The 16,075-nt window shown below is 39.0% G+C and carries 18 protein-coding genes; 2 read left to right on the top strand and 16 right to left on the bottom strand.

What is annotated here, in order from left to right; genetic code table 11:
• Nucleotides 1-4: 4 nt before the first annotated feature.
• The 11 genes from AB9L17_RS10920 to AB9L17_RS10870 all read right to left on the bottom strand — a co-directional run bounded on the left by AB9L17_RS10920 (nucleotide 5) and on the right by AB9L17_RS10870 (nucleotide 8,722).
• Nucleotides 5-1,513: an aldehyde dehydrogenase family protein gene (locus AB9L17_RS10920; protein ID WP_375200595.1), complete on the bottom strand. Its 1,509-nt coding sequence runs from the start codon at nucleotides 1,511-1,513 to the stop codon at nucleotides 5-7.
• A 17-nt stretch (nucleotides 1,514-1,530) separates the two neighbouring features.
• Nucleotides 1,531-2,304 carry an enoyl-CoA hydratase/isomerase family protein gene (locus AB9L17_RS10915; RefSeq protein WP_223555306.1) on the bottom strand — a complete coding sequence of 258 codons (774 nt, stop codon included), beginning with the start codon at nucleotides 2,302-2,304 and terminating at the stop codon, nucleotides 1,531-1,533.
• Between the two features lie 2 nt (nucleotides 2,305-2,306).
• Complete coding sequence (locus tag AB9L17_RS10910) at nucleotides 2,307-3,083, bottom strand: enoyl-CoA hydratase/isomerase family protein (RefSeq protein ID WP_068985439.1); 777 nt, start codon at nucleotides 3,081-3,083, stop codon at nucleotides 2,307-2,309.
• The gene (locus AB9L17_RS10905; protein WP_068985440.1) at nucleotides 3,083-3,385 is read right to left on the bottom strand and encodes an EthD family reductase; all 303 of its coding nucleotides are present in this window, start codon (nucleotides 3,383-3,385) and stop codon (nucleotides 3,083-3,085) included. Before AB9L17_RS10905 ends, AB9L17_RS10910 begins: the two co-directional genes overlap by 1 nt.
• Before the next feature lie 20 nt (nucleotides 3,386-3,405).
• Nucleotides 3,406-3,903: a 1,2-phenylacetyl-CoA epoxidase subunit PaaD gene (paaD, locus tag AB9L17_RS10900; RefSeq protein WP_068985441.1), complete on the bottom strand. Its 498-nt coding sequence runs from the start codon at nucleotides 3,901-3,903 to the stop codon at nucleotides 3,406-3,408.
• A gap of 11 nt (nucleotides 3,904-3,914) precedes the next feature.
• Nucleotides 3,915-4,715 carry a 1,2-phenylacetyl-CoA epoxidase subunit PaaC gene (gene paaC / locus AB9L17_RS10895; protein ID WP_375200594.1) on the bottom strand — a complete coding sequence of 267 codons (801 nt, stop codon included), beginning with the start codon at nucleotides 4,713-4,715 and terminating at the stop codon, nucleotides 3,915-3,917.
• On the bottom strand, nucleotides 4,708-5,061 hold the full coding sequence (gene paaB, locus AB9L17_RS10890) for a 1,2-phenylacetyl-CoA epoxidase subunit PaaB (protein ID WP_068985443.1): 354 nt from the start codon (nucleotides 5,059-5,061) through the stop codon (nucleotides 4,708-4,710). Before paaB ends, paaC begins: the two co-directional genes overlap by 8 nt.
• A 23-nt stretch (nucleotides 5,062-5,084) precedes the next feature.
• The gene (gene paaA, locus AB9L17_RS10885; RefSeq protein WP_223555303.1) at nucleotides 5,085-6,038 is read right to left on the bottom strand and encodes a 1,2-phenylacetyl-CoA epoxidase subunit PaaA; all 954 of its coding nucleotides are present in this window, start codon (nucleotides 6,036-6,038) and stop codon (nucleotides 5,085-5,087) included.
• Between the two features lie 71 nt (nucleotides 6,039-6,109).
• Nucleotides 6,110-6,349, bottom strand: coding sequence for a ferredoxin (locus AB9L17_RS10880; protein ID WP_068985445.1), 240 nt, complete (start codon nucleotides 6,347-6,349; stop codon nucleotides 6,110-6,112).
• A 28-nt stretch (nucleotides 6,350-6,377) separates the two neighbouring features.
• Nucleotides 6,378-7,394: an NAD(P)/FAD-dependent oxidoreductase gene (locus AB9L17_RS10875; RefSeq protein ID WP_068985446.1), complete on the bottom strand. Its 1,017-nt coding sequence runs from the start codon at nucleotides 7,392-7,394 to the stop codon at nucleotides 6,378-6,380.
• Nucleotides 7,391-8,722: a phenylacetate--CoA ligase family protein gene (locus AB9L17_RS10870; protein WP_375200593.1), complete on the bottom strand. Its 1,332-nt coding sequence runs from the start codon at nucleotides 8,720-8,722 to the stop codon at nucleotides 7,391-7,393. The genes AB9L17_RS10875 and AB9L17_RS10870 overlap by 4 nt, the downstream gene beginning before the upstream one ends.
• A gap of 456 nt (nucleotides 8,723-9,178) precedes the next feature.
• On the opposite strand from AB9L17_RS10870, the gene AB9L17_RS10865 reads away from it, so the two are divergent.
• Nucleotides 9,179-9,613 (top strand): PaaI family thioesterase, encoded by a 435-nt coding sequence (locus AB9L17_RS10865; RefSeq protein WP_375200592.1) that lies wholly within the window; start codon nucleotides 9,179-9,181, stop codon nucleotides 9,611-9,613.
• A gap of 124 nt (nucleotides 9,614-9,737) precedes the next feature.
• Here AB9L17_RS10865 and AB9L17_RS10860 read toward each other — a convergent pair whose 3' ends face one another.
• From AB9L17_RS10860 to AB9L17_RS10840, 5 genes are all read right to left on the bottom strand, one after another.
• Entirely contained in the window at nucleotides 9,738-10,484 is a 747-nt protein-coding gene (locus AB9L17_RS10860; RefSeq protein ID WP_223555299.1) for an ABC transporter ATP-binding protein, read from the bottom strand.
• The gene (locus AB9L17_RS10855) at nucleotides 10,477-11,274 is read right to left on the bottom strand and encodes an ABC transporter ATP-binding protein (protein ID WP_223555297.1); all 798 of its coding nucleotides are present in this window, start codon (nucleotides 11,272-11,274) and stop codon (nucleotides 10,477-10,479) included. Before AB9L17_RS10855 ends, AB9L17_RS10860 begins: the two co-directional genes overlap by 8 nt.
• Nucleotides 11,267-12,319 (bottom strand): branched-chain amino acid ABC transporter permease, encoded by a 1,053-nt coding sequence (locus tag AB9L17_RS10850; protein WP_068985451.1) that lies wholly within the window; start codon nucleotides 12,317-12,319, stop codon nucleotides 11,267-11,269. Before AB9L17_RS10850 ends, AB9L17_RS10855 begins: the two co-directional genes overlap by 8 nt.
• Before the next feature lie 13 nt (nucleotides 12,320-12,332).
• Nucleotides 12,333-13,214: a branched-chain amino acid ABC transporter permease gene (locus AB9L17_RS10845; RefSeq protein WP_068985452.1), complete on the bottom strand. Its 882-nt coding sequence runs from the start codon at nucleotides 13,212-13,214 to the stop codon at nucleotides 12,333-12,335.
• Between the two features lie 97 nt (nucleotides 13,215-13,311).
• Complete coding sequence (locus AB9L17_RS10840) at nucleotides 13,312-14,520, bottom strand: ABC transporter substrate-binding protein (protein WP_223555293.1); 1,209 nt, start codon at nucleotides 14,518-14,520, stop codon at nucleotides 13,312-13,314.
• A gap of 597 nt (nucleotides 14,521-15,117) precedes the next feature.
• Between AB9L17_RS10840 and AB9L17_RS10835 the strand changes: the two genes are divergently transcribed.
• Nucleotides 15,118-16,035 carry a LysR family transcriptional regulator gene (locus tag AB9L17_RS10835; RefSeq protein ID WP_223555291.1) on the top strand — a complete coding sequence of 306 codons (918 nt, stop codon included), beginning with the start codon at nucleotides 15,118-15,120 and terminating at the stop codon, nucleotides 16,033-16,035.
• Nucleotides 16,036-16,075: the final 40 nt, after the last annotated feature.

Below are 16,075 nucleotides of genomic sequence, written 5' to 3'. Positions count from 1 at the left end.
TTAGTTAGACGCCTAGTGGATTAAGTGGGCGGCTACCATAATATGAAATGATACTTTTTGTCTCTGTATATAAGTCTAATGTTTCGATACATAGTTCACGTCCGAAACCAGATTGCTTATACCCGCCAAACGGAGTACCCGGCATTGCAGAGAATGGACAATTGACCATCACGATTCCTGCTTGGATTTGATTGGCTACACGAGTAGCACGTGCACCGTCTTTTGACCAAACCGCTGAGCCTAAACCAAACTCAGAATCGTTCGCTAATCGAATTGCTTCTTTTTCATCGCTAAATGGCATGACAACCACGACTGGACCAAATATTTCTTCACAAACGACTTTCATGGATTGATTGACGTCAGCAATTATAGTTGGCTCATACCAGAAACCATTTTCAAAGCCCTCTACAGCTGCCACTTTGCCACCTGTTAAAATCGTTGCGCCCTCTTCAATGGCAGATTTTACATAGCCATCAATCGTATTTAATTGGTCTTGGTCGATAATTGCCCCCATATGAGTCCCTTTATCGAATGGATCACCTAGTTTTATCGCTTTTGTTTTCGCGACAAATTTCTCTAAAAACTCATCGTAAATGTCTTTGTGTACATATAAGCGTGAACGTGCTTCACAAGATTGGCCTGAGTTATAGAAAATGCCGTATAACGAGCCATCTACCGCTGCATCGATATCTGCATCTTCGAACACTAGATTTGGTGATTTTCCACCTAGCTCTAATGTAACGCGTTTTAATGTTTGTGAAGCTTTTTCCATAATGCCTTTGCCGACTGGCGTTGAACCTGTAAAGGCTACTTTATCGACTTGCTGATGTTCTACTAAGTAATTCCCTACATCTTTCCCTGATCCAGGAACGATGTTGACAACCCCGGCTGGTACACCTGCTTCTATGCAAATTTCACCTAACACGATTGCTGTCAAAGGCGTTAAAGATGCTGGTTTCACAATAACGGAGCAACCAACGGCAATGGCTGGAGCAATTTTCCAAGCAGCCATCATAAGTGGGTAATTCCAAGGAACAATTTGTGCACATACGCCAACAGGCTCTTTTTCCGTGTAGTTATGGAATTGACCCGGCATATTATTTACTGCTCCGCGATGACCAACAATCGCGCCTGCATAAAATTCGAAATCTTCTATTGCTTGGTTTACTTGACCCTGCGCTGTGCCAAGTGATTTTCCTGTATCCAGCATTTCTAGCTCGACGATTTCATTAAAACGAGAACGCATGATAGTAGCAATTTTATGAAGCACTTGTGCACGACGATTCACGGGATATTGTTTCCATTTACCGTGATCAAATGCTTCGCGAGCTGCTTGTACTGCACGTTCCGCATCTTCCTGTGAGGCTTTTGCGACAGTCGCTACGACTTTTCCTGTCGCAGGATTAATCGTTTGGAATGTCTCGCCTTTACTGCTCTCCACTTTTTCACCATTAATAATTAAATGATAAAAATCACGTTTCACTAAAACTTGCTCTTGTACTTGTTGTGCCATTGTCATTCACTCCTTTTTTATTGTCCGCTAAATTGAGGTTGTCTTTTTTCTGCAAATGCTTTCATACCTTCTTGGTGATCGTCCGTCGCTCCAGCAATACTTTGACTTTGTGCTTCGTAAGCAAGGAAGTCTTCGAACTTTAAATGTTCTGCTGCCTTAATATTACGTTTAATAAGACCTATTGCTTTTGTCGGTAACTGGACAATCTGTTGAGCGAATGTATGCACATCCTCTTCAAATGTTTCGTTGCTATAAACAGCTGTTGCTAAGCCTAATTGTTTGGCTTCATCTGGTTTAATGCGTTGACCGAATATAGATATTTCAAGAGCTTTCGCGTCGCCTACTAATCGTTTTAAATAGTATAAATTCCCTGAATCAGGAATTAACCCTACATGGATGAAAGCATTCATAAAGAAGGACTTTTCTGCCATCACGCGAAAGTCGGCAGCAAGGGCTAAACTAAAACCAGCCCCCGCCGCTGCACCACTCACAGCTGCGATTATCGGTTTTTCACAGCTATGTAGTTGTTGTACCATTGGACCATAGTAATCTGTTAAAATATCACCAAGTTTAGTACCTTCATCAATAACCGAAAGATCTTGACCTGAACAAAATGCTCGCCCTTCACCACGTAGTACAATACAACGTACCGAATCATCTGTAGATGCTTGTTTGACAGCTGTACGAATTTCGTGATTCATCTGTGCCGTGAAAGCATTTAATGTGTCGGGACGATTTAATGAAATATAAGCTACGGATTCTTTTAGTTCGTATTGAATCGTTTCAAACATAATTATCTCCCCTTAAAGTTCGCTTGACGTTTTTCAACGAATGCTTGCATGCCTTCTTTTTGATCTTCTGAAGAGAACAATACATAGAAATTTTTACGTTCAAACTGCATACCTTCGTAGAGCGAGTAGTCTACAGCTTTGTTGACTGCTTCCTTTATGAGTCGTAAAGCAAGGGCAGGTTTTTGCGCGAGCATCATCGCTGTTTTATGTGTTTCCTCTATTAATATTTCAGGCTGTACTATTTTGTTGATGACGCCATATGCGAGGGCTTCTTCGGCAGTAATCCGCGCCGCGCTCCAAATCCACTCTAATGCTTTTGTTCGCCCTACTAATTTTGTTAAGCGCTGTGTACCACCTGCGCCAGGCATTACACCAAGGTTTATTTCAGGGAAACTAAATTCTGTACCCTCTGCGGCAATTAATACATCGCAGCACAGGGCTAATTCAAAGCCACCTCCGAAAACAAACCCTTTAACACTACCGATAATAGGCTTTTTAATTTGCCCTATTCGATCCCAATCGGCGAATTGATTTAATAGCTCCAAACGAATCGTATTGTCTGCCGCCATCTCATCAATATCTGCACCGGATGAGAACGCTTTTCCATTTCCAGCTAAAACGATGACCTGTACGTGCTCATCACGATCAAACATTTCCATTGCCTGCACAATTTCACGTACCATTGCACGATTTAATGAATTGTATTGGCGAGGGCGGTTTAAGTAGATATACCCGATCCCACTGTCCATTGTTATTTCAATAAATGTGAATGCTGGCATTAGGCATCTTCACCGATTATTAGTGTGACGATATCGCTCGCAAAGCTCATTAAATCTTTACCAGATGCTTTCCCTTCTGGTGAACGTAGCCCAAGCTTTAAATCTTCTGCGCTATCATAGGTCATTTCACACATTAAGTAGTATGGCGTTTCTGTGCCCATCGGCGTTGAATTAAATTTTGTCACTTTCATTTCACGTAAGCCTGGGATTTTCGCAGTAATCGGAGTATGAACCTTTTCGTAATGCTCATCAAATGCTGCCTTATCAACTGGATGTTTATATAACGCGATTAATTTTGCCATAGTAAAATACGCTCCTTTGTCTACATCGAAGTAGAAATTAATTTCATTGCCTCAAATGGGTTTTTACAGCTTTTGCAATATAAAATACTGCGACACGCTGTTGGACCAAAAATATTTTCAAGTGTTACATACGTAGAGCCACAGTACGGGCAATCTACATGCCAAGAGCCATCTTCTTGTAAAAAACGAGGTGGTGGAGCAATACCAAATTGCTTTAGTCCTTCTCGTCCCTTCGCTGTTACTCGATCCGAAGTCCAGGTAGGATTATTTATAAACACGACACTTACTTCACGAACGTCTTCTAGTTGTTCGATTGCTTTTTTTATATTTTGTTGAATGATTGTCAGTGCAGGACATCCTGAAAATGTTGGTAGCACTTCAATACGGATATGGCCATCATTCACTTGCACACGTTCAACCATGCCAAGGTCAATAATACTCACCGTATCAATTTCTGGGTCCTTCACTGTATCGAGCACCTCATAGATGTGCGCTTCGTGCAGATCAGTAGTTGGCATCGTTCCCCTCCTTACCAGCTTGCCGCTAAATCAGAACGATACACCTCTGACATCGTTTCGATTGCCGATGTTAAATCGTCTGTATGCTGCCCGTTGCGACCATCGATCTTCGGTGCAGGTAGTCCAGGTATTGTGATTTCTACCGCTTCAAAAGTTGGTGTTACAATAGCCAACCAACGTTCTTTTATGGCCGCTTCTGACTCGATTAATTCACATGCTGCTAGATGCGTAGCGGACTTGCCAAAAGCCAATAAATCACCAGCATCCTTTATCACTTCCTGTAATGCTATCATCATGCGGGAACGTGATTCCTCTGTTGCTGTACATAATTGAGTAAACCATGTTGTCCAATGCATCTGATGATAATAAAGCTCCGTACTAATTTTCACAGCCACTTCTCGGATAGGGGCATAACTACTCGCTTTTAGCGCATCCATTTTCGCTTTTTTCGCCGTTGTATAAACAAAATTGCGTGCGATGGCGTAACCCCAGTCGTAATTCGGTGCTTCCTTGTAGTAACCTTCTCCATTCGGTCGTTCTACAAGTAAACTATTACAACGCTCCTCTTTAGGTCGAAGCTGTGCTAACGAGTCTGAAATACCTTCACCAAGTTCTTCTAAAAGTGTGTAAAATAATTTCGCATGCCCCATCGTATCTTGTGTAATGGATGAAAACGCTACGTCTTCCTCAATATGCGGCGCTAACCCAAGCCACTCGGAGCCACGATATGAAAATAAATAATCATCGTCCGCTAATTGATAAAGTAACGTAATGACTGCTTTTTTATATTCAGTCGTTACTTCGTTATTCATTTTCCTTACCCCCTCCTGCCCAAGATAGGATTTCTTTTTCATCCAACATGACTTGTTCATAGTGACGCCATTTTTTCTTTAAATAGCCATACCCCTTTGTTGTACGGTAATCTTTATTGTCTAGGCGTTGCAGCGCTTGTTTACTGTCTTGAGTTAGACCGTGTAAATGTTTGCGATTAACGACCCAAATGTCCACTACTGGCTCCCGACGCATAAAGTTTTCCTGTGCCATAATTAGCGCCATTTCTCCATTCGGCGCTAAGAGACTAAACTGATGTTGAAAATTTGATGTTGGTGTTCGTTTACTAAATACTTCAAATTCTTGATAGAAAGATTGCTTTTTCATGATGCTCCTCCTCTCTCTACTAGTTAATTTACTAGAGCCGTTAATGCTTCCCGTACCCAAGCATTATTTTCGTAAGATGAACGACGAAGTGCTAAGCGTTCTTGTGAGCATGGACCTTCGTTGCGCTGGATTTTTTTGAAATATTCCCAGTTTGGCTCTTGGTAAATCCATTTAATTTGTGCTTCATCAAAGTGCAAAGTTGAGTCTGGCACAGTTAAACCGATCGATTGAATACGAGGAATATATTTTGTTAAGAAATTTTGTCTTAACTCCTCATTCGTTAAGACACGAATTTTATATTTAATCGTTAGATCTTGTTTACTAGTACCTGTTGTATCTTTTGTTGCTGGGCCAAAGAAAAATAACAATGATTCCCACCAACGATTTAACGCATCTTGTACAAGTGCACGTTGTTCCGGTGTGCCTTCTGCTAATGCCATAATAATGGCTTCACCGTGTTGTGCATGGAATACTTCTTCCGCACAAATACGTTGCAAGGCACGCGCATAAGGTCCGTATGAAGAACCTAACATGTTTGTTTGCGAAATAATGGCAGCGCCGTCAACAAGCCAGCCGATTAACCCCGCATCCCCCCATGATTTTGCTTCCATATGGAATACGTTGTGGAATTTGAGGCGTCCTTCGAATAAATCAATCATTAAATCGCCGCGATTTTTACCATATGGCTTAAGTAAATCTTCTGCTACGCGTAATAATAATTGACCATGCCCCATCTCATCTTGAACCTTTGCCATAATTCCTAACTTACGATATAAAGTCGGTGCTTTCGGAACCCATTCTTTTTCAGGTAGAGCGCCCATAATTTCACTAATACCATGCATTGAAATTAATTTGATTAGCGCTAAGCGGTATTCTTCTGGCATCCAATCATCTACTTCAATCTTCTCTCCAGCAGCAATACGCGCCTCAAATTGCTGCTGTAATTCTTGTTCAGATAATTGTGTAACGACACTCATAGTAAAAGCCTCCTTATATAACCAATTTCCGATAATCGTTACTATTATGTTATGTTGTAGTGCAAAAAAAATCACACTTCCAACAAGACCTTATTATTATTTGCTACTTTAATGGATTCTGTTGGACAGCCTTCCATTGCATCCTCTAAATCATCATATAAATCAATCGGAACTTCTTGGCAACCTTGGTTATTGTCTAAAATAACAAATGCAATTCCTTCGTCATTATAATCAAAAATATCCGGTGCCGATGCGCCACATGCACCACAAGCAATACATGTATCTTGATCTACTCTAGTGAATTTCGCCATGTACTCACTCCTTTCACAAACTACAGCATTAGGAAAGCTGTTTCTTTTTTTCTTCCATTACACTCGTACTATGCAACGGCTGCACTTTCGATGTTGGGTCAATATATACTTTCGCATTACTAATTGCCGTAGGTGCCTCTCCGAAACCACTGACAATTAATTTTACTTTCCCATCATATGTGCAAATATCACCTGCCGCATAAATACCTGGAATGTTAGTTTCCATTCGAGAATTTACGACGATGGAGTTTTTACTAATTTCTAAGCCCCAGTCTTTAATAGCACCTAAAGAGGAAACAAAACCAAAGTTCACGATAATATCATCGACTCCATAGATGGGCTGTTGTGTTTCGTCTTTTGCATGCTTTAATTTCACATGTGTAATGTGCTCTTCCCCTATTAATTCTTTAGGTACATAAGGTGTAATCACTTCAACTGAAGATTGCATTAAGTTTTCTACACTATGTTCATGTGCACGAAATTTATCACGTCTGTGGACTATAGAGACCTTTTTAGCAATTGGTTCTAGCATCATTGCCCAATCAACCGCTGAATCACCGCCACCAAAAACCATCACGTTACGATCTTTAAACGCATTGAGGTCATTAATGAAGTAGTGTAAATTATGTTGTGCATACTTGTCTTCCCCATCAAACTCTAGCGTACGAACTTTAAACGCACCGTTTCCGGCAGTGATTAGTATTGTTCGTGAATAATGAGTACCCGTAGTCGTGACAAGTTTGAAAATACCGTTTACATCTTTTTCGATTGTTTGTACAGATTCATTCGTACAAACATCAACTGGGAAAGTATTCATTTGCTGTTTTAAATTATAAATAAGATCTTGCGCGCGAATTTTCGGAAAACCCGCAATATCATAAATATATTTTTCTGGATAAAGCGCCGCTAATTGGCCGCCCAACTGAGGAAGACTTTCGATTATTTTGACGCTCATGCCTCGCATACCACCATAGAAGGCAGCAAACATACCAACAGGACCCCCACCTATAATGGTCACATCATTTATTTGCTCAGTATCTATCATTGAAGAACCCCCTTCTGTTCTTTTCTTCTATCAATGATACGAATTGCTTTTCCTTCAGAGCGTGGAATAGCACCAATATTTTCAATGACCAGACTTACAGAAATTAAGCAGGCATTTTTTAAATCGTGCTTGATTTCCTTTGTCAGTAATTGAATTAGCGGATGATTTAGATCACCTTTTACTTTTTCATATAGTTTTGGCGTTAACTCCACATGGAGTTCGATCGCATCCATATTGCCCTTTTTCAACAAATGGATTTGATAATGCGGTGCCAAACCTTCAATTTGTAACAACTCACGCTCGATTTCAGACGGGAAGACATTGACGCCACGAATAATTAACATGTCATCCGTTCGTCCTTTCACACGCGCCATCCGCATAGTTGTCCGTCCACATTTACATTTTTCACGTGTAATCGATGTAATATCACCTGTACGATAACGAATAATTGGTAGCGCTTCCTTTGTTAAACTAGTAATAACCAATTCACCATCTTCACCGTCAGCTACAGGTTCTAATGTATCTGGATCGATAATTTCTACGAAGAAATGGTCTTCTGCAATATGTAAACCATCTTGTGCTTCATAGCATTCAACCGAAACACCAGGACCCATCACTTCACTTAAACCGTAAATATCCATTGCACGAATTTTTAATTTATCTTCTATCGCACGACGCATTTCCTCTGACCAAGGCTCTGCACCAAAAATTCCATATTCAATCCCGTTCATCGCTGGATCAATGCCCATTTCCTCCATCTTTTCAGCGATGTTCAGAATATAAGAAGGTGTACCTGCGATGCCTCGCGGTTTAAAATCTTCAATTAATGTAATTTGACGTTCTGTATTTCCTCCTGAGACTGGTACAACGGCCGCTCCTAATGTTTCAGCTCCGTAGTGTAAACCTATCCCACCAGTAAATAGACCGTATCCATATGCATTATGAAAAATATCTGATTTGCGTCCCCCTGCGGTAACAATAGCGCGAGCTAAAAGTCCCGACCACATATCGATATCATTTTTTGTATACCCGACAATTGTTGGTTTTCCACTAGTTCCCGAAGAACCATGAATGCGCACTACATCATCCATCGGTACTGCGAAAAGCTTAAATGGATATTGCTCACGTAAATTTATTTTTTTCGTAAATGGCAATTTGCGAATATCTTCTAACCTTTGAATATCAGCCGGCTTTACCCCGAGCTGATCAAACTGTTCCTTGTAGAAAGGTGTGTTGTTATAGACATTTTCAACCGTTGCTTTTAAACGCTCTAGTTGAATCCTTGCCATTTCTCCCCTTGAAGCTGTTTCTATTTCTAGATGATACATTTTCCTAGCCCCCCTTATGCTATTCCAATTCGGTACAACTATATTTATCTTTGTGTAACAAATAAATTACGAGAGTTTGTATTCCGTAATTAATTTTACGATAAACTTATTTGTCCGAATTGTCAATATATTTTATTTTCTCTATTTTGTGTAATTAATTAATTCGATTTTAGATGATTTATCTTAGTTGAAATTCATGTTGAAATACAAAGAGAAATACATTAGAAACCTTTTAAATCCGCCATTAATCAAGGATAATCAAACGTAATTACAAAAAATAATCGAAAATTTAAAATAATTTTACAAAAATACGTTAATCCATTTACTTTCCAAATAATAGATGTTAAATTATTTTTATATTTCACTTTAATATCATTCGTTTTTATTTTGTATTAATGATATGGATATAAATCACAAACAGACGAATGGCAAACTACATGCAAAGGGGAGTTTACGATGACGTTAACAGAAGCTCAACAACACGAAAAACACTATGACGAAATTTTTGAAGCGTTAAAACAGGAACCATTCGCAAATTATTTAGGGATGGAGTTAGTAGAATTAAAAGCAGGGTATGCAAAAGTCACACTTTCTCCAACACTCCACATGCTAAACACTTATGGTACTGTACATGGAGGGATCATTTTTTCTTTAGCAGACTACGCTTTCGCAGCAGCTAGTAATTCTTACGGTACAACAGCTGTCGGTGTTACGAATACCATACATTACATGAGCGCAGGCTTGGCAGAACACCAACTAACAGCGATCGCTGAAGAAGTTAAAAAAACTCGTCGTTTAGCCTGGTATCGTATTAATGTTTGGAGCAACGATGAATTATGTGCAACAATGGAAGCAATGGTTTATCGTAAAAATGAAAATTTCATCCAATAATAAAAGATGTGAGAGCCTTTTAAGCTTTAATTAGGTTTCTCATATCTTTTTTAACACGCGAAAATCCCTCACTAGTTACTAGAAGCCCTTCATGTAACTAGGAGGAATCTTTGACGAAGCTAATTTATACCTGTATTCCATCTTTCGATTTTGTCTGCGGTTTACCGAAGTATGCTTCTTGGATTTTCGGGTCATTCAACAACTCTTGTGCTGTACCTGAAATGGCCATCTTACCATGAGCTAAAACGCAGGCACGGTCAGCCACCTTCAATGCAGCTTTCACGTTCTGCTCGACCAAAATGATCGTGACACCACGTTCATCGCATAATCTCCGTAATATATTCATAATGTCTTTGACAATTAGCGGAGCGAGTCCTAATGACGGTTCATCCAGCATCAAAACTTTCGGATTGGCCATTAAACCTCGACCTATGGCCACCATTTGCTGTTCTCCTCCTGAAAGTAATCCACCTGGGCGATTAAGCATTTGCTTCAAGCGTGGAAATAATTCCACAATTTCCTCATAGTCTCGATGCACCGTTTTCTTGTCTTTACTATAGCGATGATAAGCACCGAGCATCAGATTGTCCTTGACAGTTAATGAAGAAAAAATTTGTCTTCGCTCTGGCACTAAACAAATCCCGTTAGCAACTGTCTTTTGTACACCATCTTTCGTAATTTCTAATCCTTTGAATTCAATTTTTCCTTCACTCGGTGAATAGACACCCGCTAATGTACCAAGGAGTGTACTTTTCCCGGCACCATTTGACCCGACAATTGATAGTAACTCGCCTTCTAATAGTTCGAAATCAATACCTTCTAGTACATGTAAATGGCCATGATAGGTATGTAAATTTTCGATTTTAAGCATATGCCACACCTTCTTCCGCTTCATCATCGCCTAAATACGCTGCCACAACCTTCGGATTTTTGTAAATCTCTTCTGGTGTACCTTCTCCAATCTTGACCCCGTTATCTACAACAACTAAACGATCTGAAATCGACATAACCGTTTCCATATCATGTTCGACGAATAAAAAAGTCATGCCCTCTGCGCGCATTTTTAAAATGACTTCGACTAATTGCCTTGATTCCTCAGCGTTCAGACCTGCCATTGGCTCATCTAATAAAATGAGTTGCGGTTTGGAAATAGCTGCACGTGCAATTTCAAGGAGTCGCTGACTGCCATAAGGTAATTTATCGGACATTTCATAGGCAAACTCAGCAATTCCTACATCCTTTAAACATTGCAACGCTCTTTCCATTGTCCGAACTTCTTCTTTAACGACAGTCGGTAAGCGTAGTCCAGCCGTTAAAATATTTGTTTTCATCGCAATATGCGCACCGGTCATTACATTCTCAATGACTGTCATATTATCGAATACTTCTAAGTTCTGAAATGTTCTTGTGATACCTGCTTGTGCAATTTGATAAGGCTTTTTTCGCGTTAACCGTTTGCCTTGGAAATAGACATTCCCTGATGAACTTGGCAATACACCTGTAATCATATTGAAAAGTGTTGTTTTACCTGCACCGTTAGGACCAATAACAGCGAATATTTCACCTCTATTAATAGTGAAGGATACATTGTCTACAGCAACTACCCCTCCGAACACTTTCGTTAAGTTTTCTACACGTAAGATCAGCTCATTGTTAGTCATTTGTTTTACCTCCAGTAGCACGTGTGTCGATGGAGAACGCGATCGGTGTAGAGCGTTCTTTCTTGTGAAGCTTTCCGGTAATTTTCATAAATTGAGGGACTAATCCATTCGGCATATAAATTAAAGTTAACACGAGCAATAAACCGAAGAAGACGATTTCGAACTCCCCTCCTACGTTAGGTAAGATGACTGGTACATAATGTTTTAATAGTTCACCAAGTAAAACATAAGTAGCCGAACCGACAATGGCACCCCAAATATTAGTTGATCCACCGATAATAACCATGATTAATAAATAAATTGACGTATTAGCTGTAAATAAATCCGGATTAATAAATGAGACATAGTGTGCTAGGAGCGAACCAGAAATGGATGTGAAAATAGCGCTTATTACAAAGATTTGTAGTTTATATTTCATTAAATTCACACCAACGGCATCCGCTGCAATTTCACTCCCCTCAATCGAACGTAAGCCACGTCCAACTCTTGAGTGAATAATATTGCGTGAGAAAATGAGAGCCATAAATACAAATAGCCAAATAAGATAGAAGTAACTTTGATCTGTCATAAATTCAAAGCCGAATAAACTGATACTCGGTATACCGAAGAAGCCATTCGAGCCACCTGTAATCGATGTTAATTCTTTAAAGGCCGTGTAAACAATAATCCCAAACCCTAGTGTTGCTAACGCTAAATAATAGCCTTTTAACTTAAATGTAGGAATACCGATTAATAAAGCAACAAGTGCAGAAATAAGTGCACCTACTACGATCGCTAACCAAGGAGATAAACCTACTGTTGCTGTCATATAAGCAGATGTGTAGGCACCAATGCCATAAAAAGCCGCATGCCCTAGTGAAATTTGTCCAGCGTAGCCTGTTAGCATCGTTAAACCTATACATACTAATGCATAAAACCCAATCATCGTAAAAATAGCGAGTGTATAATTAGATCCAACTAACGGAAGACAAAATAGTAGCGCGAAAAAAATGCCTGGTCCAACTAAGCTGTTATTGTAGATCAGCTTTAAGTGTTTTTTATCCATCGTTGCAGCCTCCTTACACACGTTTTCCAGAAGCTTTAGCAAATAGACCTTCTGGTTTTATAAATAAAATTAATAACAATAAAGAGAAACTCACTACATCTTTTAATCCTGAAGACCATAATCCCTCTGTAAACGCCTCAATAATGCCAATTAGAAAGGCACCCGCAATTGCCGCTGGGGCATTTGTTAAACCACCAACAACTGCTGCTACAAACGCTTTTATGCCAAGCATCATCCCCATATCGTAGGATGCACCGGAAATAGGTGCGATCACTGTACCTGCTAGTGCCCCTAACCCAGCACTTACCACAACAGCAAGCAATGACATTTTATTTGGATTAATACCCATTAAACGCGCAGCAAACGGATTTACAACGCAAGCGGTTAATGATTTTCCTGTAAACGTATAGTTAAAGAAGTACATCATCACGATTAAAATAACGATTGACAGGCCAATCGCCCATAGATTTTGTGGAAGTAAGACGGCTTCTAAAAATTCAATAGGTGTATTATCCGTAAACGGCGGTAATGTTTGGGCTTGTGTTCCCCAAATTAAAATCGCAATACCTCGGAAGGCAATCGATACGCCAATTGTAATGATAATGAGTGTTGTCATGGATGATTTACGAGCTGTATGAATGGCCGTTCGCTCAAATACAGCACCAATCGCCGCCACAATGACGATACTTAAAATAATGGCTAACCATAAGGGTAGATTTGCCTTTACAAGTGAAATACTAATTAAAGCACCAAACATCGCAAATTCACCTTGTGCAAAGTTAAGTATGCCGGTCACGTTATAGATAATGACGAATCCAACCGCAATTAATGCGTAAATGGCTCCTATTGTTAAACCTGAAAATAATAATTGCAACATTTGAGAGAATATTTCCATACTGTCGTTCACTCCATTTCTTTTCGAGATTACTAAGCTGATAATGAATGAACAGTGATGGAAAGACACCACTGTTCATTGGATTTGTATTATTTTTTTAGTCTTCTAAAGTCCATTTACCATCAACAATTCGTACCATCGCAAAACTATCTGGGCTTAATCCCATATGATTATCTGCATTAATGTTAAATACGCCTGTCAGACCTACATATTCACCTAGCTCTTGCTCAATGTAATCACGGAGTGCAGCGCTATCACTGCCTTTTGCTTCGATTGCTTTTGTCGCAATCGCGAAAGCATCTGCTGCATATGCACCGAATGTACTTGCTGGTTTATTGTATTTAGCTGTAAACGCTTCGTTATACGCTTTTAATAATTCTTTTTGTGGATTTGAATCCTCCAATTTATCCGCTACTAATAATTTCCCCGTCGGCAAGACCACATCGTTAGCTGCAGCACCGGCTACTTCGATAAATTGGTCCGTTGCAACGCCATGACTTGCAAGAACTGGTATATCTAGCCCTAATTCACGAATATTTTTAATCACTACCGCAGACTCTTGCACTGTTCCCCAAACAATAATGGCATCTGGACTTTCTTTTTTCACACGAGTTAACAGAGGTTTTGCATCTTTCACTGTCGCCTCGAATTCATCTTCAATAACTGGTTCCACACCGTAATCTGCTGCGTGTTTACCAAATTCTTCATGAGCACCAGTTCCATAAGAATTCGCAACGTTCAACCAGGCAACTTTCGTTAAATCATTCTCTTTTAAATATTGTAAAATCCGCTCCACTGCTTGTTGATCGTCTTGTGGCATTTTGAATACCCATTTTCGTGCTTGTCCATCTTCCGTCATGTAAATTTGTTTACTGGCAGCAACTGAAATGTAAGGCACTTGATTTTGCTCTGCCAGAGGTAACATCGCTAAAGAGTTCCCACTTGTCGTGCCTCCGATAACGATTGATACTTTGTCTTGTGTTAACGCTTTTTTCATGGCAAGAATAGCTTCATTTTGGTCAGATTTATCATCATATGTGACTAAATCGATTTTTCGACCGTTAATGCCACCATCCGCATTTTTTTGATCGACTAGCATTTTAAGCGTTTGCATCTCCGGTTCCCCTAGAGCGGCCGCCCCACCAGATGCTGAGAAAATTCCTGCCATTTTAATTGAATCACCTGAAGTATCTGTACCTGAACTAGCGGATGATGCATCACCTTTTCCCGAATCAGATGATGAACTACAGGCCGCCAACACTAATACACCCATTAATAGGAAAAGAGACAATAAAGTCTTTTTCATAAAACACTACACCCCTTCATTATTTTTATACCTATAAAACCGCATCTCCTTATCAATTATGCCTCGGCATAATTGTGTCCTGAATCGACTTTGTGCAAGCACAAAGAACCCCTTTTCGATTCCGTGACATCCGCCGGAGGCATTAACTTCTTTAGCGAATATTCTGCCGAAAGAAGTTAAAATGACGGTATGTATAGCCAAACAGTGTAACAAAAAATTTGCAGAAATAATAAAACAAATAAGATAAAAATAGATTATTGCAGACTAAACGATACCTAAAGTAGATATTCGTGTTTTTAGTTAATCAAAAGAATAGCATGTATGTTAAAAAATGATAAATACCAAAAATATATATTTTAAATCGTTATATATACATTTTTGGTATACCCGTATTCTAATTGTTATATATTTTTCATCAAAATTATGTAATTTAATTTCCTGTGAAACCCTTGCTATTTCTAGGTTTCTTCACAATACTTATCTAAAAAATCAGAAATATCTTACAAATTTAACGAAAACACTCTAAAAAATGTTACTATACAGAATAAGTATACGAATTGAATAAACTAGTGGATTTTAAGTATAGGGGTGAAAAAGATGGATTTAAGACAATTAAATTATTTCATTACAATCGTTGAAGAAAAACAAATTACAAAAGCTGCAAAAAAGCTTCATATGGCACAACCGCCACTTAGCAATCAATTGAAAGTGATGGAGGAAGAATTAAACTGCAAACTATTCGATCGAAATGGTAGAACATTAGAACTTACTGAACCTGGAAAGATTTTATATGAAAAAGGCAAAACATTATTAGCTAATTTCGAAGATACGATTTCGGAAATAAAAGAAGTTGGAGAAGGGCTAAGGGGGGTATTATCGATTGGTGCAGATCAAACTTGTTTATCTTACTTACCTGAAAAAATTAAACGGATGCGTGAAAGATACCCTAATTTAAACTTCAAAATTATTGAAGGAGATACATTTTTCTTAACAAATAGTCTTTTAAATAAAGAAATCGATTTAGCTATACTGCAACAACCGATTGAAGATGAAAATTTCTCTTCGATCGGGTTAGCATTAAAGGAGTTTGTACTTGCCACACCTGCACAATGGCATTTACCGAACCCTATTCAAATGGAAGACTTAAAAGATTTACCGTTTCTTTCTTTTTATCGTCATCGTAGTTGTAGTACGTTTCGCATTATTATCGATGAATTTAAAAGTCACGGGTTTGAGCCTAATATTATTTGTGAGTGTATTGATATTGCGATGGTTATTTCGTTAATAAGTGAAGGTTTGGGGATCACTATTTTACCGAAAACGAGTCTCGATAAATTTTTAATTAAAGGTATTAACATCATTAAATTTGCTAATTGTAATATCCATTCTAAAGCGAACATTGTTTGGCCAAAAGATCGCTATTTAGCAAAGCACGCGATGAATTTTTTACAATTATTTAAGGAAGAAACTCATATACTAGCTCGCGAAACAATCCGCCAGAGCCAAGGCGTTTAACAGGGAGGTTTATGCTTTGGCAATTGACAATCTAAGAGAA

The organism is Lysinibacillus sp. RS11, from assembly GCF_042019215.1.
Taxonomy (GTDB): Bacteria; Bacillota; Bacilli; order Bacillales_A; family Planococcaceae; genus Lysinibacillus; species Lysinibacillus xylanilyticus_A.
The sequence above is the reverse complement of the archived record's forward strand: the minus strand, read 5'-3'. Positions and strand labels throughout refer to the sequence as shown.